Source organism: Streptomyces geranii, assembly GCF_002954775.1.
In the GTDB taxonomy this organism is placed as follows: domain Bacteria; phylum Actinomycetota; class Actinomycetes; order Streptomycetales; family Streptomycetaceae; genus Streptomyces; species Streptomyces geranii.
In genome coordinates, this window is sequence record NZ_PJME01000060.1 from 13,228 (window position 1) to 39,375 (window position 26,148).

Annotated in this window: 21 protein-coding genes; 10 read left to right on the top strand and 11 right to left on the bottom strand. The window is 70.2% G+C overall.

Annotated elements, in window-relative coordinates; genetic code table 11:
* Nucleotides 1–35: 35 nt before the first annotated feature.
* A complete protein-coding gene (locus CW359_RS39410; RefSeq protein WP_105975049.1) occupies nt 36–683 on the top strand; it encodes a dihydrofolate reductase family protein in 648 nt (215 codons plus the stop codon).
* A 40-nt stretch (nt 684–723) separates the two neighbouring features.
* Here CW359_RS39410 and rbsD read toward each other — a convergent pair whose 3' ends face one another.
* From rbsD to CW359_RS39435, 5 genes are all read right to left on the bottom strand, one after another.
* On the bottom strand, nt 724–1,119 hold the full coding sequence (rbsD, locus tag CW359_RS39415; protein WP_105975050.1) for a D-ribose pyranase: 396 nt from the start codon (nt 1,117–1,119) through the stop codon (nt 724–726).
* Nucleotides 1,116–2,024, bottom strand: a complete 909-nt coding sequence (locus CW359_RS39420) for a ribokinase (protein WP_105975051.1) — start codon at nt 2,022–2,024, stop codon at nt 1,116–1,118. The genes rbsD and CW359_RS39420 overlap by 4 nt, the downstream gene beginning before the upstream one ends.
* 113 nt (nt 2,025–2,137) lie before the next feature.
* Nucleotides 2,138–4,108 carry an ABC transporter permease/substrate-binding protein gene (locus CW359_RS39425; RefSeq protein WP_105975052.1) on the bottom strand — a complete coding sequence of 657 codons (1,971 nt, stop codon included), beginning with the start codon at nt 4,106–4,108 and terminating at the stop codon, nt 2,138–2,140.
* Nucleotides 4,098–5,624 (bottom strand): sugar ABC transporter ATP-binding protein, encoded by a 1,527-nt coding sequence (locus CW359_RS39430; RefSeq protein ID WP_105975053.1) that lies wholly within the window; start codon nt 5,622–5,624, stop codon nt 4,098–4,100. Before CW359_RS39430 ends, CW359_RS39425 begins: the two co-directional genes overlap by 11 nt.
* Nucleotides 5,621–6,664, bottom strand: coding sequence for a LacI family DNA-binding transcriptional regulator (locus CW359_RS39435; RefSeq protein WP_105975054.1), 1,044 nt, complete (start codon nt 6,662–6,664; stop codon nt 5,621–5,623). Before CW359_RS39435 ends, CW359_RS39430 begins: the two co-directional genes overlap by 4 nt.
* Nucleotides 6,665–6,876: 212 nt before the next feature.
* On the opposite strand from CW359_RS39435, the gene recD2 reads away from it, so the two are divergent.
* Together recD2 and CW359_RS39445 are read left to right on the top strand one after the other, a co-directional pair.
* Complete coding sequence (gene recD2 / locus CW359_RS39440) at nt 6,877–9,135, top strand: SF1B family DNA helicase RecD2 (RefSeq protein ID WP_105975055.1); 2,259 nt, start codon at nt 6,877–6,879, stop codon at nt 9,133–9,135.
* A 241-nt stretch (nt 9,136–9,376) separates the two neighbouring features.
* Nucleotides 9,377–10,675 (top strand): citrate synthase, encoded by a 1,299-nt coding sequence (locus CW359_RS39445; RefSeq protein ID WP_105975056.1) that lies wholly within the window; start codon nt 9,377–9,379, stop codon nt 10,673–10,675.
* A 595-nt stretch (nt 10,676–11,270) separates the two neighbouring features.
* Here CW359_RS39445 and CW359_RS39450 read toward each other — a convergent pair.
* Together CW359_RS39450 and CW359_RS39455 are read right to left on the bottom strand one after the other, a co-directional pair.
* A complete protein-coding gene (locus tag CW359_RS39450; RefSeq protein ID WP_105975057.1) occupies nt 11,271–13,562 on the bottom strand; it encodes a heavy metal translocating P-type ATPase in 2,292 nt (763 codons plus the stop codon).
* Between the two features lie 37 nt (nt 13,563–13,599).
* Nucleotides 13,600–13,839: a heavy-metal-associated domain-containing protein gene (locus CW359_RS39455; protein WP_105975058.1), complete on the bottom strand. Its 240-nt coding sequence runs from the start codon at nt 13,837–13,839 to the stop codon at nt 13,600–13,602.
* Between the two features lie 141 nt (nt 13,840–13,980).
* Between CW359_RS39455 and CW359_RS39460 the strand changes: the two genes are divergently transcribed.
* Complete coding sequence (locus CW359_RS39460) at nt 13,981–15,024, top strand: zinc-dependent alcohol dehydrogenase family protein (RefSeq protein ID WP_105975059.1); 1,044 nt, start codon at nt 13,981–13,983, stop codon at nt 15,022–15,024.
* Between the two features lie 72 nt (nt 15,025–15,096).
* Here the strand turns inward: CW359_RS39460 and CW359_RS39465 are convergent, their stop codons facing one another.
* The 3 genes from CW359_RS39465 to CW359_RS39475 all read right to left on the bottom strand — a co-directional run bounded on the left by CW359_RS39465 (nt 15,097) and on the right by CW359_RS39475 (nt 17,290).
* On the bottom strand, nt 15,097–15,648 hold the full coding sequence (locus CW359_RS39465; protein WP_105975060.1) for a GNAT family N-acetyltransferase: 552 nt from the start codon (nt 15,646–15,648) through the stop codon (nt 15,097–15,099).
* 145 nt (nt 15,649–15,793) lie between these two features.
* The gene (locus CW359_RS39470) at nt 15,794–15,994 is read right to left on the bottom strand and encodes a helix-turn-helix transcriptional regulator (RefSeq protein ID WP_105975076.1); all 201 of its coding nucleotides are present in this window, start codon (nt 15,992–15,994) and stop codon (nt 15,794–15,796) included.
* Between the two features lie 357 nt (nt 15,995–16,351).
* Entirely contained in the window at nt 16,352–17,290 is a 939-nt protein-coding gene (locus tag CW359_RS39475) for a sugar phosphate isomerase/epimerase family protein (protein WP_105975061.1), read from the bottom strand.
* Between the two features lie 215 nt (nt 17,291–17,505).
* Here CW359_RS39475 and iolC point away from each other — a divergent pair, with 215 nt between their 5' ends.
* From iolC to mmsA, 5 genes are all read left to right on the top strand, one after another.
* Nucleotides 17,506–18,456 carry a 5-dehydro-2-deoxygluconokinase gene (gene iolC, locus CW359_RS39480; protein WP_105975062.1) on the top strand — a complete coding sequence of 317 codons (951 nt, stop codon included), beginning with the start codon at nt 17,506–17,508 and terminating at the stop codon, nt 18,454–18,456.
* Between the two features lie 71 nt (nt 18,457–18,527).
* A complete protein-coding gene (locus CW359_RS39485; RefSeq protein ID WP_105975063.1) occupies nt 18,528–19,403 on the top strand; it encodes a Cgl0159 family (beta/alpha)8-fold protein in 876 nt (291 codons plus the stop codon).
* Nucleotides 19,404–19,411: 8 nt separating this feature from the next.
* Nucleotides 19,412–20,224 carry a 5-deoxy-glucuronate isomerase gene (gene iolB, locus CW359_RS39490; protein WP_105975064.1) on the top strand — a complete coding sequence of 271 codons (813 nt, stop codon included), beginning with the start codon at nt 19,412–19,414 and terminating at the stop codon, nt 20,222–20,224.
* Complete coding sequence (gene iolD / locus CW359_RS39495) at nt 20,221–22,101, top strand: 3D-(3,5/4)-trihydroxycyclohexane-1,2-dione acylhydrolase (decyclizing) (protein ID WP_105975065.1); 1,881 nt, start codon at nt 20,221–20,223, stop codon at nt 22,099–22,101. Before iolB ends, iolD begins: the two co-directional genes overlap by 4 nt.
* 14 nt (nt 22,102–22,115) lie before the next feature.
* The gene (gene mmsA / locus CW359_RS39500; protein WP_105975066.1) at nt 22,116–23,618 is read left to right on the top strand and encodes a CoA-acylating methylmalonate-semialdehyde dehydrogenase; all 1,503 of its coding nucleotides are present in this window, start codon (nt 22,116–22,118) and stop codon (nt 23,616–23,618) included.
* Between the two features lie 79 nt (nt 23,619–23,697).
* Here the strand turns inward: mmsA and CW359_RS39505 are convergent, their stop codons facing one another.
* The gene (locus CW359_RS39505) at nt 23,698–24,258 is read right to left on the bottom strand and encodes a hypothetical protein (RefSeq protein ID WP_105975067.1); all 561 of its coding nucleotides are present in this window, start codon (nt 24,256–24,258) and stop codon (nt 23,698–23,700) included.
* A 342-nt stretch (nt 24,259–24,600) separates the two neighbouring features.
* On the opposite strand from CW359_RS39505, the gene CW359_RS39510 reads away from it, so the two are divergent.
* On the top strand, nt 24,601–25,947 hold the full coding sequence (locus tag CW359_RS39510) for a pectate lyase family protein (RefSeq protein WP_232838805.1): 1,347 nt from the start codon (nt 24,601–24,603) through the stop codon (nt 25,945–25,947).
* Nucleotides 25,948–26,148: the final 201 nt, after the last annotated feature.

Sequence of the window (26,148 nt, forward strand, 5' to 3'; positions counted from 1 at the left end):
TGTAGCCTGCGAGGAGCGATCAGGAGGCGTCCCTCATGTCACTCACCCGGGTCCACAACTTCTCCATCTCGCTCGACGGCTTCGGCACCGGCGAGGAGCTGACCCTCGACGCGCCGTTCGGCCATGCCGGGCATGTGCTGCACGAGTGGATGTTCACCACCCGGTTCTGGCACCAGATGACCGGCGGGACCGGCGGGACCGGCGGTATCGACGACGCCTTCGCACAGCAGTTCGCACCCGGGATCGGTGCCGAGATCATGGGCGCGGGGAAGTTCGGCCCGCCCGGCTGGCACGAGGACCCGGAGTGGAAGGGGTGGTGGGGGCCCAACCCGCCCTTCCACACCCCGACCTTCGTCCTCACGCACCACCCCCGCCCGCCGATCGAGATGGAGGGCGGCACGACCTTCCACTTCCTCGACACCTCGCCCGCCGAGGCGCTCGAAGCGGCTCGCAAGGCGGCGGACGGCCAGGACGTGCGCATCGGCGGCGGCCCCACCGTCGTACGGGACTTCCTGGCCGCCGGACTCATCGACCAGCTGCACGTCGTGGTGGTCCCCGTGCTGCTGGGCCGGGGCGTACGCCTCTGGGACGGCCTGGAGGGCGTCCAGAAGGACTACGAGGTCGAGGCCACGTCCTCGCCCACCGGGGTCACGCACGTGACGTTCACCCGCGCCAGCGGCTGAACACAACGGATCCAGCTCGTCCCGGAATCAGAACCCAGGATCAGAAGAAGACCCCGCACCGAAGCAGCACATTCGCGTACGGCCGCGCCTCCCCCGTCCGTACGACGAGCCGTGCCCCCGCCGACAGTTCCTTGAGCCGCTCGTGCGAGACGAGCGTGAGGTCGCCGCCGGGAAAGTGCCCCTCCAGCAGCTCCGCAGCCCCCGGATTGGCCCCCCGCACCTCCGCCGCAGCCGTCGCCCCCTCCACCACCAGCTCCGCCAGCAACCCGTCGAGCACCTCCGCGAACGACGGCACCCCGGCCCGGAAGGCCAGGTCGACGACGCGCGGCCCGGCCGGGATCGGCATCCCGGCGTCGCACACCAGTACCCCGTCCCCGTGCCCCAACTCGGCGAGCGCGCCCGCGAGATGACGGTTGAGGATTCCGCCCCGCTTCACAGGGCGTCGACCTCCTCGGCCGTAGGGAAGGAGTCCTGGGCCCCGGCCCGCGTCACCGCGACCGCGCCCACCCGGGCCGCGTACGCCGCCGCCTCCGCCAGCGACTCGCCCGCGCCCAGCCGCCAGGCCAGCGCCGCCGTGAACGCGTCGCCCGCCCCCGTCGTGTCCACGGCGTCCACCGGCACCGACGGCACCCGCACCCGCTCCCCGGCCCGTACGGCGACCAACGCGCCCTCCGCGCCCAGGGTGATGACGACCGAGCGCGGCCCGAGCGCCAGCAGCGTCTTCGCCCAGTCCTCCGGCGAGTCGCCCAACTCGGCTTCCGTACCGGCGATCACCCGGGCCTCGTGCTCGTTCACGATCAACGGGTCGCAGGCGGCCAGCACTTCACGCGGCAGCGCGCGGGGCGGCGACGGGTTGAGGACGAACCGGCCCTCGGGCGCCAGGTTCCGTACGACCTCCACCACCGACTCCAGCGGGATCTCCAGCTGCGCCGACACCACCCGCGAGGCCTGGAACAGGCTCCCGGCGGCCCGGACGTCCTCGGGCAGCAGCCGCCCGTTGGCCCCCGGTGACACCACGATGCTGTTGTCGCCGGACGGGTCCACCGTGATCAGCGCGACCCCCGTCGGCGCCCCGCCGACCAGCACGCCCACCGTGTCGACCCCGGCGCCCCGCAGCGAGTCGAGCAGCAGCCGGCCGTGGCCGTCGTTGCCGACCCGGGCCAGGAGCGCCGTACGGGCCCCCAACCGGGCAGCCGCGACCGCCTGGTTGGCGCCCTTGCCGCCCGGATGGACGACCAGGTCGGAACCGAGCACCGTCTCACCGGCCGCGGGTCGGCGCTCGACGACGGTCACCAGGTCGGCGTTGGCCGATCCGACGACCAGCAGGTCGTAGTCGTACATGAACTGTCTCCCCATACCCATCAGTTGTACCGGCCGACAGGCCGGGCCGCCCCGGAAAAAGGCGCCCGGCCGTGCTCACTCCACCCGTTCGAGGTGACCCTCAGTCGCTGAGTTCAGCCACTGAACTCAGCCACGTTCTCCTCCGTGACCACCTTCACCGGCACCATCACCGTCTTCTCGACCGACTTCCCCTCGGCGACCCGCAGCGCGTTCCGCACCGCGATCTTCCCCAGCTCCTTGGGCTGTTGGGCGACCGACGCGTACAACGACCCGTCCGCGACCGCCTTCAGCCCGTCCGGCGTGCCGTCGAAGCCGATCACCGACACCGACTTGCCCGCCTTGCTGCCCAGCGCCTTGATCGCGCCGAGCGCCATCTCGTCGTTCTCGGCGAAGACACCGTTGATGTCGGGGTTGGCCTGGAGGAGATTCGTCATGACGTCCAGGCCCTTGGTGCGGTCCCAGTCGGCGGGCTGCTTGGCGACGACCTTGATGCCCGGGTAGGCCTTCAGCCCCTCGGTGAAGCCCGCGCCGCGCTCCCGGCTCGCGGAGGTGCCCGCCTGGCCCTGGAGGACGACGATCGTGCCCTGACCGCCCAGCTTCTCGGCGAGCGACTTCGCGGCCAGCACACCACCGGCGGTGTTGTCGGAGGCGACGAGCGTGTCCGTCTTCGCGCCGTTGACCGACCGGTCGACCGCGACGAGCGGGATGCCGGACTTGTTGACCGACCGCGCCGCCGGGCCCGTCGCGTCCGAGTCCACCGGGTTGACGATGATCGCCCCGAGGCCCGAACTGGTGAAGTTCTCCAGCTGGTTGGCCTGCTGCGAGGCGTCGTTCTGGGCGTCCGTGACGGTCAGGTCCACGCCCAGCTTCTTCGCCTCGGCCTGCGCACCGGCCCGGATCTGCACGAAGAAGGGGTTGTTGAGCGTCGACAGCGACAGCCCCACCTTCTGGGCCGACGCCGACGACGAACCGTTGTGCAGCAGTGAGGTCGCGCCCACGATCGCCGCCGCGACCACGGCCGCCAGCAGATACGTGAAGGCCTGCTTGCGCCGGTCACCACCACCCGACGTACCGGCCGCCACCGGAGTGGCCCCGCTCTTCCGCCGCACGGTGTCGAACAGCACGGCGAGCGCGATCACGACACCGATGACGACCTGCTGCCAAAAGGCGGACACCGAAAGCAGGTTGAGCCCGTTGCGCAGCACCGCCAGGATCAGCGCACCGATCAGCGTCCCGGACGCCTTGCCGATACCGCCCGCCAGCGAAGCCCCGCCGATGACGACAGCGGCGATGGCGTCCAGCTCGTACCCCTGCGCGGCCTGCGGCTGCGCCGACGACAGCCGCGACGCGAGCACGATGCCCGCGGCGGCGGCGAACAGCCCGGACAGCGCGTAGATCGCCAGCTTCTGCTTCTTCACCCGCAGCCCGGACAGCCGGGCCGCCTCCTCGTTGCCGCCGATCGCGTACATGGAGCGCCCCAGGTACGTACGGGCGAGGATGAACGCCGTGACGAGCCCCATGGCCACCATCACCAGCACGGGCACCGGCAGCCAGCCGCCCAGCGTGTCGCCGAGGTGCGAGACCGACTCGGGGAACGCGATCGGCGACCCCTGCGAGATCACCAGCGACAGCCCGCGCGCCACCGACAGCATGGCGAGCGTCGCGATGAACGGCGGCAGTTTCCCGTACGAGATCAGGAAACCGTTGACCAGACCGCACGCGATGCCGGTGACGACGGCCAGGACGACGGCTATCGCGACCGGTACGCCCTCCGAAGTCGCCGCCCAGGCAAGGACGGTGGCCGACAGCGCGGCGACCGAGCCGACCGACAGGTCGATGCCCGCCGAGACGATGACGAAGGTGACGCCGAAGGCGAGGACGGCGGTCACGGCCGCCTGGACGCCGACGTTGAGCAGGTTGTCCGTCGTCAGGAAGTCGCCGGACAGGGCCGACATCGCGATGACGAGGACGATGAGCGCGGTCAGCGCGCCGTTGTCGAGCAGGACGCGGCGCAGGCCGCTCGCGGCGCCACTCGCGCCCGCGCCACTCGCACCCGTGTCGCTCTTGAGCGTGTCAGTGGCCACGAGAGCCCTCCCCTTCACCGGAGTTGATGTTCGTGCTGACGGCGAGCGCCATCACGGAGTCCTGGGTGGCCTCGGCGGCCGTGAGTTCACCGGCGATCCGGCCCTGAGCCATCACCAGCACCCGGTCGCTCATCCCGAGCACCTCGGGCAGATCGCTGGAGATCATCAGTACGGCGGCCCCTGCGGCCGTCAGTTCGTTGATCAGCTGGTAGATCTCGACCTTGGCGCCGACGTCGATCCCGCGCGTCGGCTCGTCGAGGATCAGCACCTTGGTGTTCGCCAGCAGCCACTTGCCGATGACGACCTTCTGCTGGTTGCCGCCGGAGAGCGTGCGCACATGCTGGCCGAGCCCGGCCATCCGTACGCCCAGCTGCTCGGCGACCTTCGCGGCGGCGGCCCGCTGCCCCCTGAGGTCGACCAGGCCGCCTTTGGTCGCGGCCCGCAGGGTGACGAGACCGAGGTTCTCCTCGACGGAGGCGTCGAGCACCAGCCCCTGCCCCTTGCGGTCCTCGGGCACGAGCCCGATCCCGGCGGCCATGGCGGCCCCGACATCGCTCCCGCGCACCTCGGCCCCCGCGACGGACACGGACCCCCTGTCGTACGGATCGGCGCCGAACACGGCCCGCGCGACCTCCGTACGCCCGGCCCCGACCAGCCCCGCGATCCCGACGACCTCACCGGCCCGCACCTCGAAGCTCACCCCGTGGAACACACCGTCCCGGGTGAGCCCCTCGACCCTGAGAAGGGCGTCCCCGGCCTCGGCACGCTCCCGCGGGTACTGCTGTTCGATCGACCGCCCGACCATCAGTCGTACGAGTTCGTCCTCGGGCGTGTTGGCAGGCACCTGCCCGACGCTCTTGCCGTCCCGGATGACGGTCACCCGGTCCCCCAGGGCGGCGATCTCCTCCAGGTGATGGGTGATGAAGACGATCCCGACGCCGTCCTCGCGCAGACCGCGCACGATCGCGAACAGCTTCTCGACCTCCTCGGAGGTGAGCACGGCGGTCGGCTCGTCCATGATCAGCACGCGCGCGTTCAGGCTCAGCGCCTTCGCGATCTCGACCATCTGGAGCCGCGCGATCCCGAGTTCACGCACACGCGCGCGTGGAGACACGTTCACGCCGACCCGCTCAAGCAGCGCGGCGGCCTCGGCCTCCATCCGCTTGCGGTCGATCATCCCGTAGCGGCGCGGCTGCCGCCCCAGGAAGATGTTCTCGGCGACCGTCAGATCGGGGACGAGGTTGAACTCCTGGTAGATGGTGGCGATCCCGAGCCGCTCGGAATCCTGCGCCCCCTGGATACGGGTCTCCTCGCCGTCGACGAGGATGCGGCCGGCATCGGGGCGGTAGGCGCCGGAGAGCATCTTGATGAGGGTGCTCTTGCCCGCGCCGTTCTCACCGAGCAGTACGTGCACCTCGCCCCGGCGCAGCTCGAAGTCGACGCCGTCCAGCGCGACCACACCGGGGAAGGACTTCCGTATGCCTTCGATGCGCAGCAACTCTTCCGGGTCGCTCACGGCTGACTCCTGTTCGTAGCGGAGGGCTCTGCAGGGGGAGTTGCGGGGGCCGGTTCACCGCACGACCGCCGTACGACGAGCCACGCGGCCAGCGTCACCGACTGCGGGGGCCGCCCCTCGATGACGTCGACCAGCGCCCGGACGGCGGCCCGCCCCAGCTCGCCGGTCGGCTGTGCGACGGCCGTGACCGGCGGATCGGTGTGCACGAACCACGGGATGTCGTCGAAGGCCGCGAGCGCGATGTCCTCGGGAACCCGCATCCCGCGCGCGCGTACGGCGTCCAGCGCGCCCAGCGCCATCAGGTTGTCGGCCGCGAACACGACCTCGGGCGGCTCGGCCAGGTCGAGGAAGGCGTCCGTCGCCCGGCGCCCGCTCTCGGCCTGGAAGTCGCCCTGCCCTATGTAGGCGTCGGGCAGCGGCAGCCCGTACTCGGCCAGGGCCTCCCGGAAGGCCTCGACGCGCTCGCTGCCGGTCGTGGTGGCCGCCGGGCCCGCGATGATCGCGAGCCGCCGGTGCCCGAGCCCGTGCAGATGCGCGACGAGGTCCCGGACCGCCGGACGCCCGTCCGCCCGCACGACCGGCACGTCCACGCCCGGGATCCAGCGGTCCACGAAGACCATCGGGGTCCCCGCGCGCGCGGCGTCCAGCATCAGCGGGGAGCCGCCGTCGGTGGGGGAGACGAGCAGACCGTCGATACGGCGGTCCAGCAGGGTCCGTACGTGGTGGTCCTGGAGGTCGGGGCGTTCGTCGGCGTTGCCGAAGATCACGCTGTAGCCGAGGGCACGCGCCTCCTCCTCGACCGAGCGGGCCAGCTCGGTGAAGTAGGGGTTCATCACGTCGCTGATGACCAGGCCGAGGGTGCGGGTCTGGTCGGTGCGCAGGGAGCGGGCGACGGCGTTCGGGCGGTAGCCCAGCGCCTCGACGGCGGCCAGCACGCGCGTGCGTGCGTCGACACTGACCGACGGATGGTCGTTCAGGACCCGCGACACCGTGGCGACGGAGACCCCCGCCTCGGCAGCGACGTCCTTGATGCTCGCCATCGCCGCTCCACCTCCTCGTGGAATCGATTACACGTCCATGTGCACGACGATTGGAATCGATTACACGGAGGTTAATCAAGCCCCCGGCCGCATCCCGAGACCGGATCGTGATGGAAGGGGGATGTCCACAGACGACGAGGGATGTCCGCAGAACGACGGCGGTTGTCCACAGGCCCCGGCGGGCTGTCGGTGCCGGGCGGTAGCGTCGGATCATGTCGATGCGGGCGGGCGGTGCGAAGGGGACGGCACAGGGGGAGCGGCGCCTGGCCGTCCTCGAAGGCGTCCTGGAGCGGATCACTTACGCCAACGAGGAGAACGGCTACACGGTCGCCCGGGTGGACACCGGCCGGGGCGCCGGAGACCTCCTCACCGTCGTGGGCTCGCTGCTCGGCGCCCAGGTCGGCGAGTCCCTGCGGATGGAGGGCCGCTGGGGCTCCCACCAGCAGTACGGCAAGCAGTTCACGGTCGAGAACTACACGACGGTCCTGCCCGCCACCGTCCAGGGCATCCGCCGCTATCTCGGCTCGGGCCTGGTCAAGGGCATCGGGCCGATCTTCGCCGACCGGATCACCCAGCACTTCGGCCTGGACACCCTGCGGATCATCGAGGAGGAGATCAAGCGGCTCATCGAGGTGCCGGGTCTCGGCCCCAAGCGGACGAAGAAGATCGCCGAGGCCTGGGAGGAGCAGAAGGCGATCAAGGAGGTCATGCTCTTCCTCCAGAGCGTCGAGGTCTCCACGTCCATCGCCGTGCGCATCTACAAGAAGTACGGCGACGCCTCGATCTCGGTCGTGAAGAACCAGCCCTACCGCCTCGCCTCCGACGTCTGGGGCATCGGCTTCCTCACCGCCGACAAGATCGCCCAGTCCGTCGGCATCCCGCACGACAGCCCCGAGCGCGTCAAGGCGGGCCTCCAGTACGCCCTTTCGCAGTCCACCGACCAGGGCCACTGCTATCTCCCCGAGGAACGCCTGATCGCGGACGCGGTGAAGCTCCTCCAGGTCGACACGGGCCTGGTCATCGAGTGCCTCGCCGAACTCGCCCTGCCGGACGAGGACTCCGGCGACCCCGGGGTCGTACGGGAGAAGGTCCCCGGCCCGGACGGCGAGGAGGTCACCGCGGTCTACCTGGTCCCCTTCCACCGCGCCGAGGTCTCCCTCGCCGCCCAGCTGTCCCGCCTCCTGCGCACCGCCGAGGACCGTATGCCCGCCTTCCACGACGTGGCCTGGGACAAGGCCCTGCAGTGGCTCCAGGGGCGTACGGGGGCCGATCTCGCCCCCGAGCAGGAGGCGGCCGTCCGGCTCGCGCTGACGCGGAAGGTCGCCGTCCTCACCGGCGGACCGGGCTGCGGCAAGTCCTTCACGGTCCGCTCGATCGTGGAGCTGGCCCGCGCCAAGAAGGCCAGGGTCGTCCTCGCCGCCCCGACCGGCCGCGCCGCCAAGCGCCTCGCCGAACTCACCGGCGCCGAGGCCTCCACCGTCCACCGCCTGCTCGAACTGAAGCCGGGTGGGGACGCGGCCTACGACAAGGACCGCCCGCTGGACGCCGACCTGGTGGTCGTGGACGAGGCCTCGATGCTGGACCTGCTGCTCGCCAACAAGCTGGCGAAGGCGGTCGCGCCGGGCGCGCACCTGCTGTTCGTCGGGGACGTGGACCAACTCCCCAGCGTCGGCGCGGGAGAAGTCCTGCGGGACCTGCTCGCCGAGGGCAGCCCGGTCCCCGCGGTCCGCCTCACCAAGGTCTTCCGGCAGGCCCAGCAGTCGGGCGTGGTGACGAACGCGCACCGGATCAACTCCGGGCAGCACCCGGTCACCGACGGCATGAAGGACTTCTTCCTCTTCGTCGAGGACGACACCGAGGAGGCCGGCCGCCTCACCGTCGACGTGGCCGCACGGCGAATTCCGGCCAAGTTCGGCCTCGATCCCCGGCGGGACGTCCAGGTGCTCGCGCCGATGCACCGGGGTCCCGCGGGCGCCGGCAACCTCAACGGGCTGCTCCAGCAGGCGATCACACCGGGCCGCCCGGACCTCCCCGAGAAGCGGTTCGGCGGCCGGGTCTTCCGGGTCGGCGACAAGGTCACCCAGATCCGCAACAACTACGACAAGGGCGAGAACGGCGTCTTCAACGGCACGGTCGGCGTCGTGACGTCGTTGGACGAGGTGGAACAGCGCCTCACGGTGCTGACGGACGAGGACGAGGAGGTGCCGTACGACTTCGACGAGCTGGACGAACTCACCCACGCCTACGCCGTGACCATCCACCGCTCCCAGGGCAGCGAGTACCCCGCGGTGGTCGTCCCGGTGACCACGGGCGCGTGGATGATGCTCCAGCGCAACCTTTTGTATACGGCCGTCACCCGGGCGAAGAAACTCGTCGTCCTGGTCGGTTCACGCAAGGCGATAGGCCAGGCGGTGCGCACGGTGTCGGCGGGACGGCGCTGCACGGCACTGGACTTCAGGCTGCGCTCGTAGCCGGAGCGGCCGTTCCAGGGGCCGGAGTGATCGCGAAAAATGATCGATCAAATGAGTCACAAAGGTCACAGGACACTTCCGGAACCAGGGCGAAGAGGGGCAGGATGATTACGTTGGCGGCACTCAGTGCCGCCAATAGGCCCAATGGTCGACCCCGAGTGCACTCTCCTGCGCCAAATGGGGGATGGTAGAGACAGTCAGGGCACCTCGAAGAAGAGGCACAACGTCGGTGAGGGATGACGTGAGCGAGCAGACAAACAACGCTGTAGTACTGCGGTTCGGCGATGGCGAGTACACCTACCCGGTGATCGACAGCACCGTCGGCGACAAGGGCTTCGACATCGGGAAGCTCCGCGCTCAGACCGGTCTGGTGACTCTGGACAGCGGCTACGGCAACACCGCCGCCTACAAATCCGCGATCACCTACCTCGACGGTGAGCAGGGCATCCTCCGCTACCGCGGCTACCCGATCGAGCAGCTGGCCGAGCGCTCCACCTTCCTTGAGGTGGCGTTCCTGCTGATCAACGGTGAGCTGCCGACGGTGGACGAGCTCTCCGTGTTCAAGAACGAGATCACGCAGCACACCCTGCTGCACGAGGACGTCAAGAACTTCTACCGGGGCTTCCCGCGCGACGCCCACCCGATGGCGATGCTGTCGTCGGTCGTCTCCGCGCTGTCGACGTTCTACCAGGACAGCCACAACCCGTTCGACGAGAAGCAGCGCAACCTCTCGACGATCCGGCTGCTCGCCAAGCTGCCGACGATCGCCGCGTACGCGTACAAGAAGTCGATCGGGCACCCCTTCGTCTACCCGCGCAACGACCTCGGTTACGTCGAGAACTTCCTCCGTATGACGTTCTCGGTGCCGGCGCAGGAGTACGACCTCGACCCGGTCGTCGTCTCCGCCCTCGACAAGCTGCTCATCCTGCACGCCGACCACGAGCAGAACTGTTCGACGTCGACGGTCCGGCTGGTCGGCTCCTCGCAGGCGAACATGTTCGCGTCGATCTCGGCCGGTATCTCCGCGCTCTGGGGCCCGCTGCACGGCGGCGCCAACCAGTCCGTCCTGGAGATGCTGGAGGGCATCAAGGCCAACGGCGGCGATGTCGACTCCTTCATCCGCAAGGTGAAGAACAAGGAGGACGGCGTCCGCCTGATGGGCTTCGGCCACCGGGTGTACAAGTCCTTCGACCCGCGCGCGAAGATCATCAAGGCGGCGGCGCACGACGTCCTCTCGGCCCTCGGCAAGTCCGACGAGCTGCTGGACATCGCGCTGAAGCTGGAGGAGCACGCGCTCTCCGACGACTACTTCGTCTCGCGCAACCTCTACCCGAACGTCGACTTCTACACGGGCCTCATCTACCGCGCGATGGGCTTCCCGACGGAGATGTTCACGGTCCTGTTCGCCCTCGGCCGCCTCCCGGGCTGGATCGCCCAGTGGCACGAGATGATCAAGGAGCCCGGCTCGCGCATCGGGCGCCCGCGCCAGATCTACACGGGCGTGGTGGAGCGGGACTTCGTCCCCGTAGAGCAGCGGTAAAAAGCCGGAAAAGCGGAAGGCGCCCTGCCGACGGTCCCCCCACGGGCCGGCGTACAGGGCGCCTTCCCATGTCCCGGTGCGGATTCCCCCCACGGGATCCGGCCGGGCGTTCGAGAGGACAGCGCCTGAATTCGCTATCACTGGTGTTGCTGTGCGGGCCGCCGGGGCAGCCGTTGTTGTACTGAGCAGAACGAGCAAAACTCGTCGCACTCCTGCGGTGTGCGGTCTGCCGGGACGCGCACGCTGGGGTGGGCCGCTCAAGCTTCCCGGTGTACGTGTCCCGGCAACGCATCTCCGAGGACGTCCCCCAAGACACCCTCAGACGTCAGCCCGCGCCCCCCAAGACGCTGGTCTGACATCGCCAACTTAGACCTTTGAAGCCCTTCGATGGTTACGTTCACACCACTGTGATCTGCGTCTCCCGCATCGGTCCCCTGAATACGCCAGATCCCGGTTGTCGCGACCGGGACCCAAGCGTAAGGATGATGCGCGAGCCTTGTGAAGAGCTTATGTGAGGCTCGCGTGGGACTCCATAGGGACTTAGGCAACGACTTGGTCGTAACTGCCGGTAACTTCGGCCGTCCCGGGGCCGATGTCAGCGGAACGTACGCAGTCGGAGGCTGTTCGTCACCACGAACACCGAGGAGAAGGCCATCGCCGCCCCCGCGATCATGGGGTTGAGCAGCCCGGCGGCGGCCAGCGGCAGCGCGGCCACGTTGTACCCGAAGGCCCACACCAGGTTGCCCCTGATGGTCCCGAGCGTCTTCCGGGACAGCCGGATCGCGTCGGCGGCCACCCGCAGATCCCCGCGCACCAGCGTCAGATCGCTCGCCTCGATCGCCGCGTCCGTGCCCGTCCCCATCGCCAGTCCCAGATCGGCGGTGGCCAGCGCAGCCGCGTCGTTCACACCGTCGCCGACCATCGCGACGCTCCGCCCCTCGCCCTGCAGCCGTCGTACGACGTCGACCTTCTCCTCCGGCAGCACCTCGGAGATCACCTGCTCGATGCCGACCGCCTTCGCGACCGCCTCCGCGACCGCCCGGTTGTCCCCGGTCAGCAGCACCGGCGTGAGCCCCAGCGCGCGCAGCTCCCGGACGGCCTCGGCGCTGGTCTCCTTGACCGCGTCGGCGACGGTGAGCACACCGCGCGCCGCCCCGTCCCAGGCGACCACCACGGCCGTACGTCCCCTGCTCTCGGCCTCGGCCTTCACTCGGGCCAGTTCCTCCGGGAGCGGCCCCGGCAGCCCGTCCACGAGCCGCCCGACGGCCACCTCGTGCCCGTCCACCCGCCCGCGTACGCCCCTTCCCGGCACGTTCTCGAAGGACTCGGCCGCCGGCAGCGTCCCGACGCGCTCCTCCGCCCCGGCGGCGATGGCCCGGGCGACCGGGTGCTCGGAGGCGTGTTCGAGGGCGCCCGCGAGCCGCAGCACCTGCTTCTCGTCGGCGCCCTCGGCGGCGTAGACCTCCTGGAGGCTCATCCGGCCCGTGGTCACCGTGCCCGTCTTGTCGAGGACGATCGTGTCGACGCGGCGGGTGGACTCCAGGACCTCGGGGCCCTTGATGAGGATGCCGAGCTGCGCCCCGCGCCCGGTGCCGACCATGAGGGCGGTCGGGGTGGCGAGCCCCAGGGCGCAGGGGCAGGCGATGATCAGTACGGCGACGGCGGCGGTGAACGCGGCCGTGGTGTCGCCGGTCACGCCGAGCCAGGTGCCGAACGTACCGAGCGCGATCAGCAGCACCACCGGCACGAAGACCCCGGAGATCCGGTCGGCGAGCCGCTGCACCTCGGCCTTGCCGTTCTGCGCGTCCTCGACCAGCCGGGCCATCCGCGCGAGCTGGGTGTCCGCGCCGACCCGGGTGGCCTCGACGACCAGCCGGCCCCCGGCGTTCACGGTCGCGCCCGTGACGGCGTCGCCGACGCCGACATCGACCGGCACCGACTCGCCGGTCAGCATCGAGGCGTCGACCGCCGAGACGCCCTCGACGACGGTGCCGTCGGTGGCGACCTTCTCCCCGGGCCGTACGACGAACCGGTCGCCGATCGCCAACTCGCCGACGGGAACGCGCACTTCACGCCCACCGCGCAGCAACGACACATCCTTGGCGCCGAGTTCCATGAGCGCCCGCAGCGCGGCACCGGAGCGGCGCTTGGCGCGGGCCTCCAGATAGCGGCCGAGGACGATGAACGCGACGACTCCGGCGGCGACTTCGAGGTAGATCTCGGAGGTGCCACCGGCACTGGAGGCGGTGAAGGAGAAACTCTCCCGCACGCTCATGCCCTCCATGCCCTCCATGCCGGGCATCACAGGCTTGCCCGCGTCGCCCCAGAACAGTGCCCACAGGGACCAGCCGAAGGCGGCGAGCGTACCGACCGAGACCAGGGTGTCCATGGTGGCCGCGCCGTGCCGGGCGTTGGTGAACGCGGTCCGGTGGAACGGCAGTCCGCCCCAGACGACGACCGGCGAGGCGAGCGCGAGCGCCAGCCAGCGCCAGTTGTCGAACTGGAGCGCGGGGATCATGGACATCAGGACGACGGGCGCGGCGAGCAGCACGGAGACGACGAGCCGCTGCCGGAGCCCGGCCAGCTCGGGGTCGTCGCCGTCCGACCCGTCGGAGGAGGACTCCGCCGCGACCGTGACCGGCGGGGGAGGCTCCTCGGCGGTGTACCCGGTCTTGACGACGGTGGCGATCAGATCGTCGACCGCGACCCCGTCGGCGTACGAGACCCGGGCCTTCTCCGTCGAGTAGTTGACCGTGGCGAGGACGCCCTCCATGCGGTTGAGCTTCTTCTCGACGCGGGCCGCGCACGAGGCGCAGGTCATCCCGCCGATGACCAGCTCGACCTGGTGGGGAGTGGCTATCGGGGTCTCGGTACCGGTACTGGTCATGATCGCCGTCCGTCCGTCAGTCCATCAGTCCGTGCGGTCAGACCCGGCCGACCAGCTCGAAGCCCGCCTCGTCGACGGCGGCGCGGACGGCGGCCTCGTCGAGCGGCGCCTCGGACACCACGGTGACCTCGCCGGAGGAGGCGACGGCCTGCACGGAGGTGACCCCGGCCAGCTCGGAGATCTCCCCGGACACCGACCCCTCGCAGTGTCCGCAGCTCATGCCGGTCACCTTGTAGACGGCGGTGACGGAACCCGGGGTGTCGGTCTGAGCGGTCATGTCGTTGCTCCTCTTCGAGGCGTCAGCGTGACGTACGAGTCTGATGAGTCCGACTCTACTATACCCCTGGGGGGTACTCGTTCGGCGGCGGTGGCAAGATCTCCGGCAAGGAGTCGACGGCGGCGATGAGGGCGAGGACGTATGCGTGCGGTCGTGTTCGAGCGGTTCGGGGAGCCGGCCGAGGTCCGGGAGGTGCCGGACCCGGTGCCCGCGCCGCACGGAGTCGTGGTGCGTGTCGAGGCCACCGGGCTGTGCCGCAGCGACTGGCACGGCTGGATGGGCCACGACCCGGACATCGCGCTGCCGCACGTGCCCGGCCATGAACTCGCCGGTGTGGTGGAGGCGGTGGGCGCGGGCGTGACGGGCTGGCGCTCCGGCGACCGGGTGACGGTGCCCTTCGTGTGCGCGTGCGGGAGCTGTGCGTCCTGTGCGGCGGGGGACCAGCAGGTGTGCGAGCGGCAGACCCAGCCGGGGTTCACGCACTGGGGTTCGTTCGCGGAGTTCGTGGCGCTGGACCACGCGGACGTGAACCTGGTCGCGGTGCCGGAGGGGATGTCGTTCGCCACCGCGGCCTCCCTGGGCTGCCGGTTCGCGACGGCGTACCGCGCGGTCGTGCAGCAGGGCCGGGTGGCGGCGGGGGAGTGGGTGGCGGTGCACGGCTGCGGCGGGGTGGGCCTGTCGGCGGTGATGATCGCGGCGGCGGCCGGCGCGAGGGTGGTCGCGGTGGACGTCTCCCCCGGGGCCCTCGAACTGGCGCGGAAGTTCGGCGCGGCGGAGTGCGTGAACGCGGCGACGACGGGTGACACGGCGGCGGCGGTACGTGAACTGTCGTCCGGCGGCGCCCACTTGTCCCTGGACGCACTGGGCTCACCGACGACCTGCGCGGCCTCGGTGAACGGCCTGCGCCGCAGGGGCCGCCACATCCAGGTGGGCCTGCTCCCGTCCCCCGACGGCACGACCCCCGTCCCGCTGGCCCGCGCGATCGCCCTGGAACTGGAACTCCTGGGCAGCCACGGCATGGCGGCCCACACCTACGCCCCGATGCTGGAACTGGTCCACGCGGGCACACTGCGCCCGGACCTGCTGGTGACGTCCACGATCCCGCTGGAGGAGGCGCCGGGGGCGCTGGGGGAGATGGGAGCGGGGGTGGGGGCGGGGGTGAGGGTGATCGAGCCGTGGCGGTGAGGTGCGGCTCGGGTTGTGTTTTTCCCGCCCGCCCACCCACCCGTTCGCTGTGGAGGTCGGGGGCGAGAAACCCTATTCCAGCCCCGCCCATTCCCCCTCAAGCACAGCCATCAGCACCTCGTCGACCCACTCCCCACCCCGCACCTGAACCTCCCGCCGAACCCCCTCCACCACGAACCCCACCTTCTCGTACACCCGCAACGCCCGCAGATTGTCGGCGTACGCCTGCAACTCGACCCGATGCAGCCCGAGCCGCTCGAAGCCGTACCCCACGATCAGCCGAGTCGCCTCGGTCCCGAGCCCGCGGCCACGCCCTCGCGGCCCGATCAACGTACGGAACGTGCAACTGCGGGCGCCCGGATCCCACTCGTACAGCACGACCTCGCCCACGACCTCGCCGGTGCCCCGGTCGGTCACGGCGAGGTCGAGACGGTCGGTCTGGGCGGACCGCGAGCCGTACCAGGAGCGCAGGCCGTCCATCGTGATCACGGTGTCCGGTTCGAAGGTGAAGCGGACGACCTCGGGGTCCTCGATGATCTCGGCCATCACCTCGGCATCGGCCTCGGTGAACGGCCGCAGCACGGCCCGCTCACCGGTGAGGACGGGCTTGACGGAGAAGTCCATGCCCGGATCCTCGGCAACCGGCCGATGTCCGCGCAAGCAGATAACACGCTGGCCGACGGGGCGGTGGTGTCGGGCGGCTGACGTACGACGGCGGGCCCTCGCACGTCAGCCGTGCGAGGGCCCGCTGTGGTGTGCGGGGCCGGGATCAGTCGTCCCGGCGTCCCCGATTGCCAGGCCGCGCCGCGACCCACGCCCGTACGGTGTCGGCGTACCAGAAGGGTTTTCCGGCCTCCACGTGGTCGGGCGGGGGCAGCAGGCCGTGTTTGCGGTACGAGCGGACGGTGTCGGGCTGGACGCGGATGTGTGCGGCGATCTCTTTGTACGACCACAGCCGTCGGTCGGTCATCGGTGCACCTCCCTGCGCGTACGTCACGGGGTCGGCCAGGGTCGGCCGTCGGGGGAGCCGGACGCCGCGCTTGGCGATCACAAAGCCTTTGCCCGGTGAACGCCTGATGGTGACCCTGGGTAATCGACTGTTGACGTGGCGTAGCGCGGAACCCGCGTACACGCGACATGTGTGACGAGAGGGCGGTCTTTGTGACACAAGCAACGCAAAGGCGCGCGCCCGAGGGTCGGAGTGGTGAGTTGACCTGAGGGGCGCACGCCGCTAGGCGGCGCCCTGCAGGGGCGCGGGGAACTGCGCGACCGGCCACGACGGCCCCGCAGTCGCCCGACTACCCCGTACCACCCCGCCCGTGGAGCGCTACGCCCCGCAGGACCGAAGAAACGCCCGGGTCCGCTGCGCGATGGGCAGCGGCTTGTCCGGCTCGCACGGATACATGTCCTGCTCCACGATCGCGAAAAGCTCCACATCCAGCTTCTGCGCAGCAGCCAGCACCGGCCCCAACTCCGGCACCCCGGCAGGGGGTTCGCACATGACACCCCGTGCCACCGCCGGACCGAACGGCACCTCGTTCGCCCGTACGTCCGCGAGGATCTCGGGGTCGACCTGCTTGAGGTGCAGGTAGCCGATCCGCTCGCCGTAGGTCTCGATCAGCTTGACGCTGTCGCCGCCGCAGTAGGCGTAGTGGCCCGTGTCCAGGCACAGCGAGACGAGCGACGAGTCCGTGCCGTCGAGGAAGCGTGTGACGTTCGCCTCGCTGTCGATGTGGGTGTCGGCGTGCGGGTGGACGACGATCTGGAGGCCGTACCGCTCCCGCACCTCGTGGCCGAGCCGCTCGGTGAGCGTGGTGAGGTTGCGCCACTGCTCGGGCGTCAGGGTGTCCGGCTCCAGCACCTCACCGGTCTTGTCGTCCCGCCAGAAGGACGGGATGACCACCAGGTGGGACGCGCCCATGGCCTGCGCGAGCACCGCGTTGTCCGCGACGTGCGCCCAGGTCTTCTCCCAGACGGCCTCGCCGTGGTGAAGCCCGGTGAAGACGGTGCCGGCGGACACCTTCAGGCCGCGCCTGGCCGTCTCCTCGGTGAGGACGGCGGGGTCGGTCGGCAGGTACCCGTAGGGGCCCAGCTCGATCCACTCGTAGCCGGACTGCGAGACCTCGTCGAGGAAGCGCTGCCAGGGAACCTGCTTGGGGTCGTCCGGGAACCACACGCCCCAGGAGTCGGGCGCCGAGCCGATCCTGATGCGCGTCAGCGGGGAACCCGACTGGGAGGAAGGGGACTGAGGCGACAACGTAGTCATGGGCGTCAGCTTCAGCCGATCCCGGGACGCGTGTCAAGGTCTGGTCCGAATGTCCGGACAAAGTATTGACAGGGCTCCGGGAGGCGGGCTAGACCTGTCTGCGGAACCGTTGTGCGAGCCGCGTGAGCCGAAGAAGTAGCGAAGCAGCAGCGAAGAAGCAGCGCAGAGACGGCGCAGAGCCGGCGAAGTCGCGAAGCAGCAGTGAAGGGAAGTCGATGGGGTACGACCTGATCACCATGGGGCGGATCGGAGTGGACCTGTATCCACTGCAGACCGGTGTGCCGCTCGCCCAGGTGACGACCTTCGGAAAGTTCCTCGGCGGATCGGCGACGAACGTCGCGGTCGCCGCGTCCCGCCTCGGGCGGAGCACCGCGGTGATCACCCGCACCGGCGACGACGCCTTCGGCCGCTACCTCCACGACGCCCTGCGCGACTTCGGCGTCGACGACCGCTGGGTCACGTCCGTCCCGGACCTGAACACCCCGGTCACGTTCTGCGAGGTCTTCCCGCCGGACGACTTCCCGCTGTACTTCTACCGGCAGCCCAAGGCGCCGGATCTTGAGATCGACGTCCACGAGCTGGACCTCGACGCGGTCCGCGAGGCGAAGATCTTCTGGGTGACGGGCACCGGCCTGAGCGAGGAGCCCAGCCGCACGGCGACCCTGGCCGCCCTCGCCCACCGCGCCAAGTCCGGTACGACGGTCTTCGACCTCGACTGGCGCCCCATGTTCTGGAAGGACCCGGAGGAAGCCCGGCCCTTCTACGTCGAGGCCCTCCGCCACACCACCGTCGCCGTCGGCAACCTGGACGAGGTCGAGGTGGCGACGGGCGTACGCGAACCGCATGCCGCCGCCCGCGCCCTCCTGGACGCCGGAGTCGAACTGGCGGTCGTCAAGCAGGGCCCGAAGGGTGTTCTCGCCGTCAACAGCAAGGGCGAGAGCGCCGAGGTGCCCCCGCTCCCGGTGAACGTCCTCAACGGCCTCGGCGCCGGCGACGCCTTCGGCGGCTCCCTCTGCCACGGCCTGCTCGAAGGCTGGGACCTGGAGCGCATCATGCGCCACGCCAACGCGGCCGGCGCGATCGTCGCCTCCCGCCTGGAGTGCTCGTCGGCGATGCCCACCCCGGCCGAGGTCGAGGCGGCGCTCGCGGCGGGAGCGGTTCTGTGAGCGCCACCGCACCGGCAGGCGAAGACATCAACCCCCTTACGCCTCCTGCACCCCCGGCGCCCCTTGCCCCGGTGGACATCTCCGCCCTCGCCACCACCCGCGCCCGGCACCCCGAGGCCATCGCGGAGGCCGCCGCCCGCCGCACCCGGCGCCCGCTCCTCGGGGAATCCGGCCGGCTGATGATCGTCGCCGCCGACCACCCGGCCCGGGGCGCCCTCGGCGTCGGCAACCGCAAGCTGGCCATGGCCAACCGCGCCGACCTGCTCGAACGCCTGTGCCTGGCACTCTCCCGCCCCGGCGTCGACGGTGTCCTCGCGACCGCCGACATCCTGGACGACCTGCTGCTCCTCGGCGCGCTCGACGGCAAGGTCGTCATGGGCTCGATGAACCGCGGCGGCCTCTCCGGCGCCACCTTCGAACTCGACGACCGCTTCACCGGCCACCGCCCCGAGGACATGGCCCGCCTCGGCTTCGACGCGGGCAAGCTCCTCGTCCGCATCGACTACGACGACCCGGGCTCCCTCACCACCCTGGAGTCCACCGCCCACGCGATCGACGCCATGGCCGAGCGCCAACTGCCGCTGTTCGTCGAGCCGTTCATCAGCAGGCGCGGCCCCGACGGCAAGCTGGCCAACGACCTCTCCGCCGAGGCCGTCACCAAGTCCATCGCCATCGCCTCGGGCCTGGGCGGCAGTTCGGCGTACACCTGGCTGAAGGTCCCCGTCACCGAGAACCCGGACGACATGGCCGAGGTCATGCAGACCTCCACCCTGCCCGCCGTGCTCCTCGGCGGCGAGGTCGGGGACGACCAGGAGGGCGCCTACGAGAAGTGGCGTGGCGCGCTCCAACTCCCCACCGTGCAGGGCCTGGTGGTCGGCCGCTCGCTGCTGTACCCGGCGGTCGGCGATGTGGCGGCGGCCGTGGACACCGCCGTCGGACTGCTGTGAGGGTGGGCATGGGCACCGAGTTGTACGTCCCGCGCGGGACCGCGGGCACGGCCGAGTACGCCGTCGACATCGACCCCGGGAAGGCGGGCTGGGACTACAGCGCGCTCCGGATCGTCGAGCTGGAGCCGGGCGGTACGCACACCTTCGCCACCGGGGACAGCGAGTGGATCGTGCTTCCGCTGGCAGGCGGCTGCACCGTGCGGGCCGAACAGGAAGAGTTCCAACTCCTGGGCAGGGAAAGCGTGTTCGCGTCGGTCACCGACTTCGCGTACGTTCCCCGCGACGCCCGGGTACAGATCGCCTCCGGCGCGGGAGGCCGCTTCGCTTTGGCAGGAGCGAGGTGCGGGCGAAGACTCCCCGCCCGCTACGGCCCCGCGCCGGAGGTCCCGGTCGAAGTACGCGGCAGCGGCAGCCAGTTGCGGCACGTCCGCAACTTCGCCTCCGCCGACGCCTTCGACTGCGACAAGCTGATCGCCGTCGAGGTCATCACCCCCGGCGGCAACTGGTCCTCGTACCCGCCGCACAAGCACGACGAGCATGTGCCGGGTGTGGAAGCCGAGTTGGAGGAGATCTACTACTTCGAGATCGACGGCCCGAACGGTTTCGGCTATCAGCGCGTATCCCCTTCCCGTGAGGGCGGATCAGACGTCCTCGCGGAGGTCCGCTCCGGCGACGCCGTCCTCGTACCCGACGGCTGGCACGGCCCGTCCATCGCCCAGCCCGGCCACGACATGTACTACCTCAACGTCATGGCGGGCCCGGGTGAGACGCGGGAGTGGCGGATCTGCTTCCACCCGGACCATTCGGAGGGATACCGATGACCACCCGTCTGACCGTCGCGCAAGCGCTGGTCCGCTTCCTGGCCGCCCAGTACACCGAACGGGACGGCGTCCGCCGCCGGTTGATCCAGTCGACCTGGGGCATCTTCGGCCACGGGAACGTCGCCGGCCTCGGCCAGGCGCTCATCGAGTACGGCGCGGACATGCCGTTCCACCAGGGCCGCAACGAACAGTCCATGGTGCACGCGGCAGTTGGCTACGCGCGTCAGTCCAACCGCCTCTCCACGCACGCCGTGACGACGTCGATCGGCCCCGGCGCGACCAACCTGGTCACCGGCGCCGCGCTCGCCACGATCAACCACCTCCCGGTCCTGCTCCTCCCCGGCGACACCTTCGCCACCCGCCCGGCGGACCCGGTCCTCCAGCAGCTCGAAGTCCCGTACGCGGGCGACGTATCGGTCAACGACTGCCTGCGTCCGGTGTCCCGCTACTTCGACCGCGTGACGCGCCCCGAGGCACTGATCCCGGCGGCGCTGCAAGCAATGAGGGTCCTCACCGACCCGGTTGAGACGGGAGCCGTAACTCTCGCGCTCCCGCAGGACGTTCAGGCCGAGGCGTACGACTGGCCGGACGAGTTCTTCGCCGAGCGCGTGTGGCATGTACGCCGCCCGGCCGCCGATCCGGCCGAACTGGCGGAAGCGGTAAGGCGGATACGTACCGCCCGTCGTCCCCTGATCGTCGCGGGCGGCGGAGTCCACCACAGCCGAGCCGAAGAGGCGCTGGCCGAGTTCGCCGCGGCGACCGGCATCCCGGTCGCCTCCACCCAGGCGGGCAAGGGCTCCCTGCGCCACGACCACCCGCAGGACGTGGGCGGCATAGGCCACACGGGAACGGCCACGGCGGACGAACTCGCCCGCCTGGCAGACCTGGTGATAGGCGTCGGCACCCGCTACACGGACTTCACCACCGCCTCCAACACCCTCTTCGCGTCCCCGGAAGTCCGCTTCCTGAACCTCAACATCGCCCCGTACGACGGCCACAAGCTCTCCGCCGCCCCGCTGATCGCGGACGCCCGCAGCGCCCTGGAGCAGCTGACGGAGGCCCTGGCGCCGCACGGGCACCGGGTCGCGGACGGGTACGTGAGCGAGTACACCGAGGACAAGGAACGCTGGGAACAGCGCGTCGACGCGGCCTACGAGGCCGACGAACCGGACGTACGCCCGACGCAGTCGCAGGTCCTCGGCGCGCTGGACGAGCTGGCCGACGAGTCGGACGTCATCATCAACGCGGCCGGTTCGCTCCCCGGTGACCTGCACAAACTCTGGCGCGCCCGGTCGCGGGACCAGTACCACCTGGAATACGGCTACTCCTGCATGGGGTACGAGATTCCGGCCGCGATCGGTGTGAAACTGGCGGCGCCCGAGCGTCCCGTATGGGCGCTGGTGGGCGACGGCACGTACCTGATGCTGCCGACGGAGATCGTGACGGCCGTACAGGAGGGGATCGCGATCAAGCTCCTCCTGATCCAGAACCACGGCTACGCGTCCATCGGCGGACTGTCGGAGTCGGTGGGCGGCGAGCGCTTCGGCACCGCCTACCGCTACCAGTCGGACGACGGTACGTACACGGGTGCTCCACTGCCCGTGGACCTGGCCGCCAACGTGGCGAGCCTGGGCATGCGCGTCCTGCGCGCGAAGACGGTACGGGAGCTGCGGGCGGCGCTCGCCGAGGCCCGTACCGCCGACACTCCCACTTGTGTCTACGTCGAGACGGAAACGGCAGACACAGTGTCGGGCCCGCCTCCGGCGCAGGCCTGGTGGGATGTTCCTGTGGCCGAGACCGCGACCCGCCCGTCGGCGGTCAAGGCACGTGAGCTGTACGAACGGCACGTCTCAACCCGACGCCGCCATTTGCTGTGAAGGAGAACCTGGGCATGACGAAGATCGTCAACCACTGGATCGGCGGCAAGTCCGTCGAGGGCGCGTCGGGCACGTACGGGCCGGTCACCGACCCCGCGACCGGCGCGGTCACCACGAACGTCGCGTTCGCGACGGTCGACGAGGTCGACGCGGCGGTAGCGGCGGCCAAGGACGCGTACGCGACCTGGGGCAAGGCGTCGCTGGCCAAGCGGAGCACCATCCTCTTCAAGTTCCGCGCGCTGCTGGACGCCAACCGCGACGCGATCGCCGAGCTGATCACGGCGGAGCACGGCAAGGTGCACTCCGACGCGCTCGGCGAGGTGGCCCGAGGCCTGGAGATCGTCGAACTGGCGTGCGGCATCACGGTGCAGCTGAAGGGCGAGCTGTCGACGGAGGTCGCCTCGCGCGTGGACGTCTCGTCCATCCGCCAGCCCCTCGGTGTCGTCGCGGGCATCACGCCGTTCAACTTCCCGGCGATGGTGCCGATGTGGATGTTCCCCATCGCCATCGCGTGCGGCAACACCTTCGTCCTGAAGCCGTCGGAGAAGGACCCGTCGACGGCGATCAAGCTCGCCGAACTGCTCGCCGAGGCGGGCCTGCCGGACGGCGTCTTCAACGTCGTCAACGGCGACAAGGTAGCGGTGGACCGCCTGCTGGAGCACCCGGACGTCAAGGCGATCTCGTTCGTGGGCTCAACGCCCATCGCCCGCTACATCCACACCACGGCCTCGGCGAACGGCAAGCGAGTCCAGGCCCTGGGCGGCGCCAAGAACCACATGCTGGTCCTCCCGGACGCGGACCTGGACGCGGCGGCGGACGCCGCGGTGTCGGCGGCCTACGGCTCGGCGGGCGAGCGCTGCATGGCGATCTCGGCGGTGGTGGCGGTGGGCGCGATCGGCGACGAGCTGGTGGACAAGATCCGCGAGCGCGCGGAGAAGATCAAGATCGGCCCCGGCAACGACCCGACGTCGGAGATGGGCCCCCTGATCACGAAGGCCCACCGCGACAAGGTGGCGTCGTACGTCACGGGCGCGGCGGCGGAGGGCGCGGAGGTCGTCCTGGACGGCAGCGCGTACCGGGTCGACGGCCTGGAGGACGGCCACTGGATCGGCATCTCCCTCCTGGACAAGGTCCCGACGACGGCGAAGGCCTACCAGGACGAGATCTTCGGCCCGGTCCTGACGGTCCTGCGCGTCGACACGTACGAGGAGGGCCTGGCGTTGATCAACGCCTCCCCCTTCGGCAACGGCACCGCGATCTTCACCCGCGACGGCGGCGCCGCCCGCCGCTTCCAACTGGAGGTCGAGGCCGGCATGGTCGGCGTCAACGTCCCGATCCCGGTCCCCGTGGGCTACCACAGCTTCGGCGGCTGGAAGGACAGCCTCTTCGGCGACCACCACATCTACGGCAACGACGGCACGCACTTCTACACGCGGGGCAAGGTCGTCACGACCCGCTGGCCGGACCCGGCGGACGGCCCTTCGGGCGTGGACCTGGGCTTCCCGCGCAACCACTGAGGTAGCCGGTACCTACGCGAGCATGCCCGCCGACCAGGATTTCTGGTCGGCGGGCATCGCTGTTCCCAGGCGCGTGGCCTCAGCCACCCTGGACCACGACGTCCGTGATCTCCACCGACACCTCCGTGCTCGCCGAAGAGGTGCTGATCGAGGTGGGCGTGAAGTTCAGGCTCGTCCGGTCCGTCAACTCGGCCGTCTCGATGACCGGGCCGGACTCGTCGCCGCGGACCTCATAGGTGATCTCGTACACCGCGTCCGGGTCGATGCCCTCGGTGTCGCCCAGGTACGTCAAGTCCGGCTCGACCGTCACATTGCAGCCCGCCGACCCGAAACAGTGCCGCTCGGTGGTGCGCAGCTCGATCGTGAAGCTGTCGGTGCCGACCTCGGCGTACGTCGGCTCCGGGTCAGGCTCCGACACGTCGTCGGCCACGATGTCCTCGCTCGGGGCGCTCGACGTGGTGGCGGGGGCCGGTTCGCCTTCGTCGTCCGTGGACTGCACGACGACGATGCCGGTGGTGATGATCGTGGCGATGACGGCGACGGCCGCACCGATGACGATCGCGTTGCTGCGGCGCCCCTTCGCCACCGGTGCCACCGGCGGCGGAAAGTCGGGCATGGGCGGCGGCGTGCTGTCGGTCATGGTTCCCCCCGAGTGCGTGGTGTGCAGAGCAGAAGGGCATCATCGGCCTTACAGGTGCCGTGTGTTGGGGTATGCCCTGGTTTTCACCACGGATGAGTGAAGGGCTCTGGATCCTGCCGGACGACGCCTGACGGAGCGGCCCGATCGCGCAAGGGACGCCCTGTCGGTGCCGGAATCGTCCGCGACGCCGACGGTGTCCTGTCGTGCCGTCGAACCACCCCCGAAATTCCCCCACTTCACAGGGCAACCTTTCCCCGCCCCGCGACCACTGACGAGTCGTAAGCCCCGCTCACGGGAGCTTCACACACCGCACGTGTTCCACCACCACGTAAGGACTCATCCGTGGCTTCCCCTTCCCACCGCCGCTCCCTCCGCACGCGCCGCACCGTTCTGGTCTCCACCGCTGTCGTGGCCGCCGCCGGTCTCGGTGCGGCCGTGTTCGCCATGAACGCGAACGCCGGTGCCGTCGATCTCGCCCACCAGGTGCTGCCCGCCAAGGACGGCTGGGCCGCCTCCGGTGCCGGTACGACCGGTGGTGCCGCGGCCGACACCGCGCACGTGTTCACCGTCTCCACCCGCGCCCAGCTCGTGAAGGCGCTCGGCAGCGCGACCAACTCGACGGCGAAGATCATCAAGATCAAGGGCACCATCGACGCCAACACGAACGACGCCGGCAAGAAGCGGACCTGCGCCGACTACGCCTCCGGCACGGGCTACTCGCTCGCCGCCTATCTCAAGGCGTACGACCCTGCCACGTACGGCCGTTCGAAGCTGCCCTCCGGCACGCAGGAGAAGGCGCGGGCCGCCGCACAGGCCGCGCAGGCGAAGAACATCGTCTTCAAGGTGCCCGCCAACACCACCCTCGTGGGCGTGCCCGGCACCAACGCCGGTATCACCGGCGGCAGTTTGCAGGTGAAGAGCGTCGACAACGTCATCATCCGCAACCTCACCTTCAGCGCCACCGAGGACTGCTTCCCCCAGTGGGACCCGACCGACGGCTCCACCGGCAACTGGAACTCCGCCTACGACTCCGTCACCCTCCGGGGCGCGACCCACGTCTGGGCCGACCACAACACGTTCACCGACGCGCCCCACCTCGACAAGGCCAACCCGAAGTACTACGGCCGGGAGTACCAGATCCACGACGGCGCCCTCGACATCACCAACGGCTCCGACCTGGTCACCGTCGAGCGCAACCAGTTCACCAACCACGACAAGACCATGCTGATCGGCAGCAGCGACACCGACAGCGTCGGCAAGCTGCGCGTCACCATCCACCACAACGTGTGGAAGGGCATAGTCCAGCGCGCCCCGCTGGCCCGGATCGGCCAGATCCACCTCTACAACAACTACTTCGACACCACGACCCTCAACGGCTACGCCCCCCTCTACACCGTCAACTCCCGGGCCAAGGCGCAGGTCGTCGCCGAGTACAACGCCTGGAAGGTCCCCGCCGGCGGCAAGACCGCCAAGCTGCTCAGCGGCGACGGCACCGGCTCGATCGCCGCCACCGGCAACCTCGTCAACGGCACGACGACGGACCTCGTGGCCGCGTACAACGCCGCGAACTCCAAGAAGCTCAAGACGACGGTCAACTGGAAGCCCACCCTCACGGCAGGCATCCAGCCCACCGCCAAGAACCTCGCCACGGAACTGGCGACCACCACAGGCGCAGGCACCCTCTCCTAGCAAGCAGACCCAGCACCCCCGCGCCCCAAAGGGGCGCGGGGAACTGCGCGACAAGCCCCCACGAACCCGCACTCGCCAACGAATCCCGCCATACCCGAGCCAGACGGCGCAAAGGGGTCGAAGGGGCACAGCCCCTTCAGGACGGGACGGGTAGGGGCGGCGGGGGCGGAAAAAAACACCCCACCCCGCCCCCCACTTATC

What these genes read in the sequence shown, in the direction of transcription:
- CW359_RS39410 (WP_105975049.1), top strand. Translation starts at nt 36, where the DNA reads ATGTCACTCACCCGGGTCCACAACTTCTCCATCTCGCTCGACGGCTTC.
- CW359_RS39420 (WP_105975051.1), bottom strand. Translation starts at nt 2,024, where the DNA reads ATGTACGACTACGACCTGCTGGTCGTCGGATCGGCCAACGCCGACCTG.
- CW359_RS39435 (WP_105975054.1), bottom strand. Translation starts at nt 6,664, where the DNA reads ATGGCGAGCATCAAGGACGTCGCTGCCGAGGCGGGGGTCTCCGTCGCC.
- recD2 (WP_105975055.1), top strand. Translation starts at nt 6,877, where the DNA reads ATGTCGATGCGGGCGGGCGGTGCGAAGGGGACGGCACAGGGGGAGCGG.
- CW359_RS39450 (WP_105975057.1), bottom strand. Translation starts at nt 13,562, where the DNA reads ATGACCAGTACCGGTACCGAGACCCCGATAGCCACTCCCCACCAGGTC.
- CW359_RS39455 (WP_105975058.1), bottom strand. Translation starts at nt 13,839, where the DNA reads ATGACCGCTCAGACCGACACCCCGGGTTCCGTCACCGCCGTCTACAAG.
- CW359_RS39460 (WP_105975059.1), top strand. Translation starts at nt 13,981, where the DNA reads ATGCGTGCGGTCGTGTTCGAGCGGTTCGGGGAGCCGGCCGAGGTCCGG.
- CW359_RS39465 (WP_105975060.1), bottom strand. Translation starts at nt 15,648, where the DNA reads ATGGACTTCTCCGTCAAGCCCGTCCTCACCGGTGAGCGGGCCGTGCTG.
- CW359_RS39470 (WP_105975076.1), bottom strand. Translation starts at nt 15,994, where the DNA reads ATGACCGACCGACGGCTGTGGTCGTACAAAGAGATCGCCGCACACATC.
- CW359_RS39475 (WP_105975061.1), bottom strand. Translation starts at nt 17,290, where the DNA reads ATGACTACGTTGTCGCCTCAGTCCCCTTCCTCCCAGTCGGGTTCCCCG.
- iolC (WP_105975062.1), top strand. Translation starts at nt 17,506, where the DNA reads ATGGGGTACGACCTGATCACCATGGGGCGGATCGGAGTGGACCTGTAT.
- iolB (WP_105975064.1), top strand. Translation starts at nt 19,412, where the DNA reads ATGGGCACCGAGTTGTACGTCCCGCGCGGGACCGCGGGCACGGCCGAG.
- iolD (WP_105975065.1), top strand. Translation starts at nt 20,221, where the DNA reads ATGACCACCCGTCTGACCGTCGCGCAAGCGCTGGTCCGCTTCCTGGCC.
- mmsA (WP_105975066.1), top strand. Translation starts at nt 22,116, where the DNA reads ATGACGAAGATCGTCAACCACTGGATCGGCGGCAAGTCCGTCGAGGGC.
- CW359_RS39505 (WP_105975067.1), bottom strand. Translation starts at nt 24,258, where the DNA reads ATGACCGACAGCACGCCGCCGCCCATGCCCGACTTTCCGCCGCCGGTG.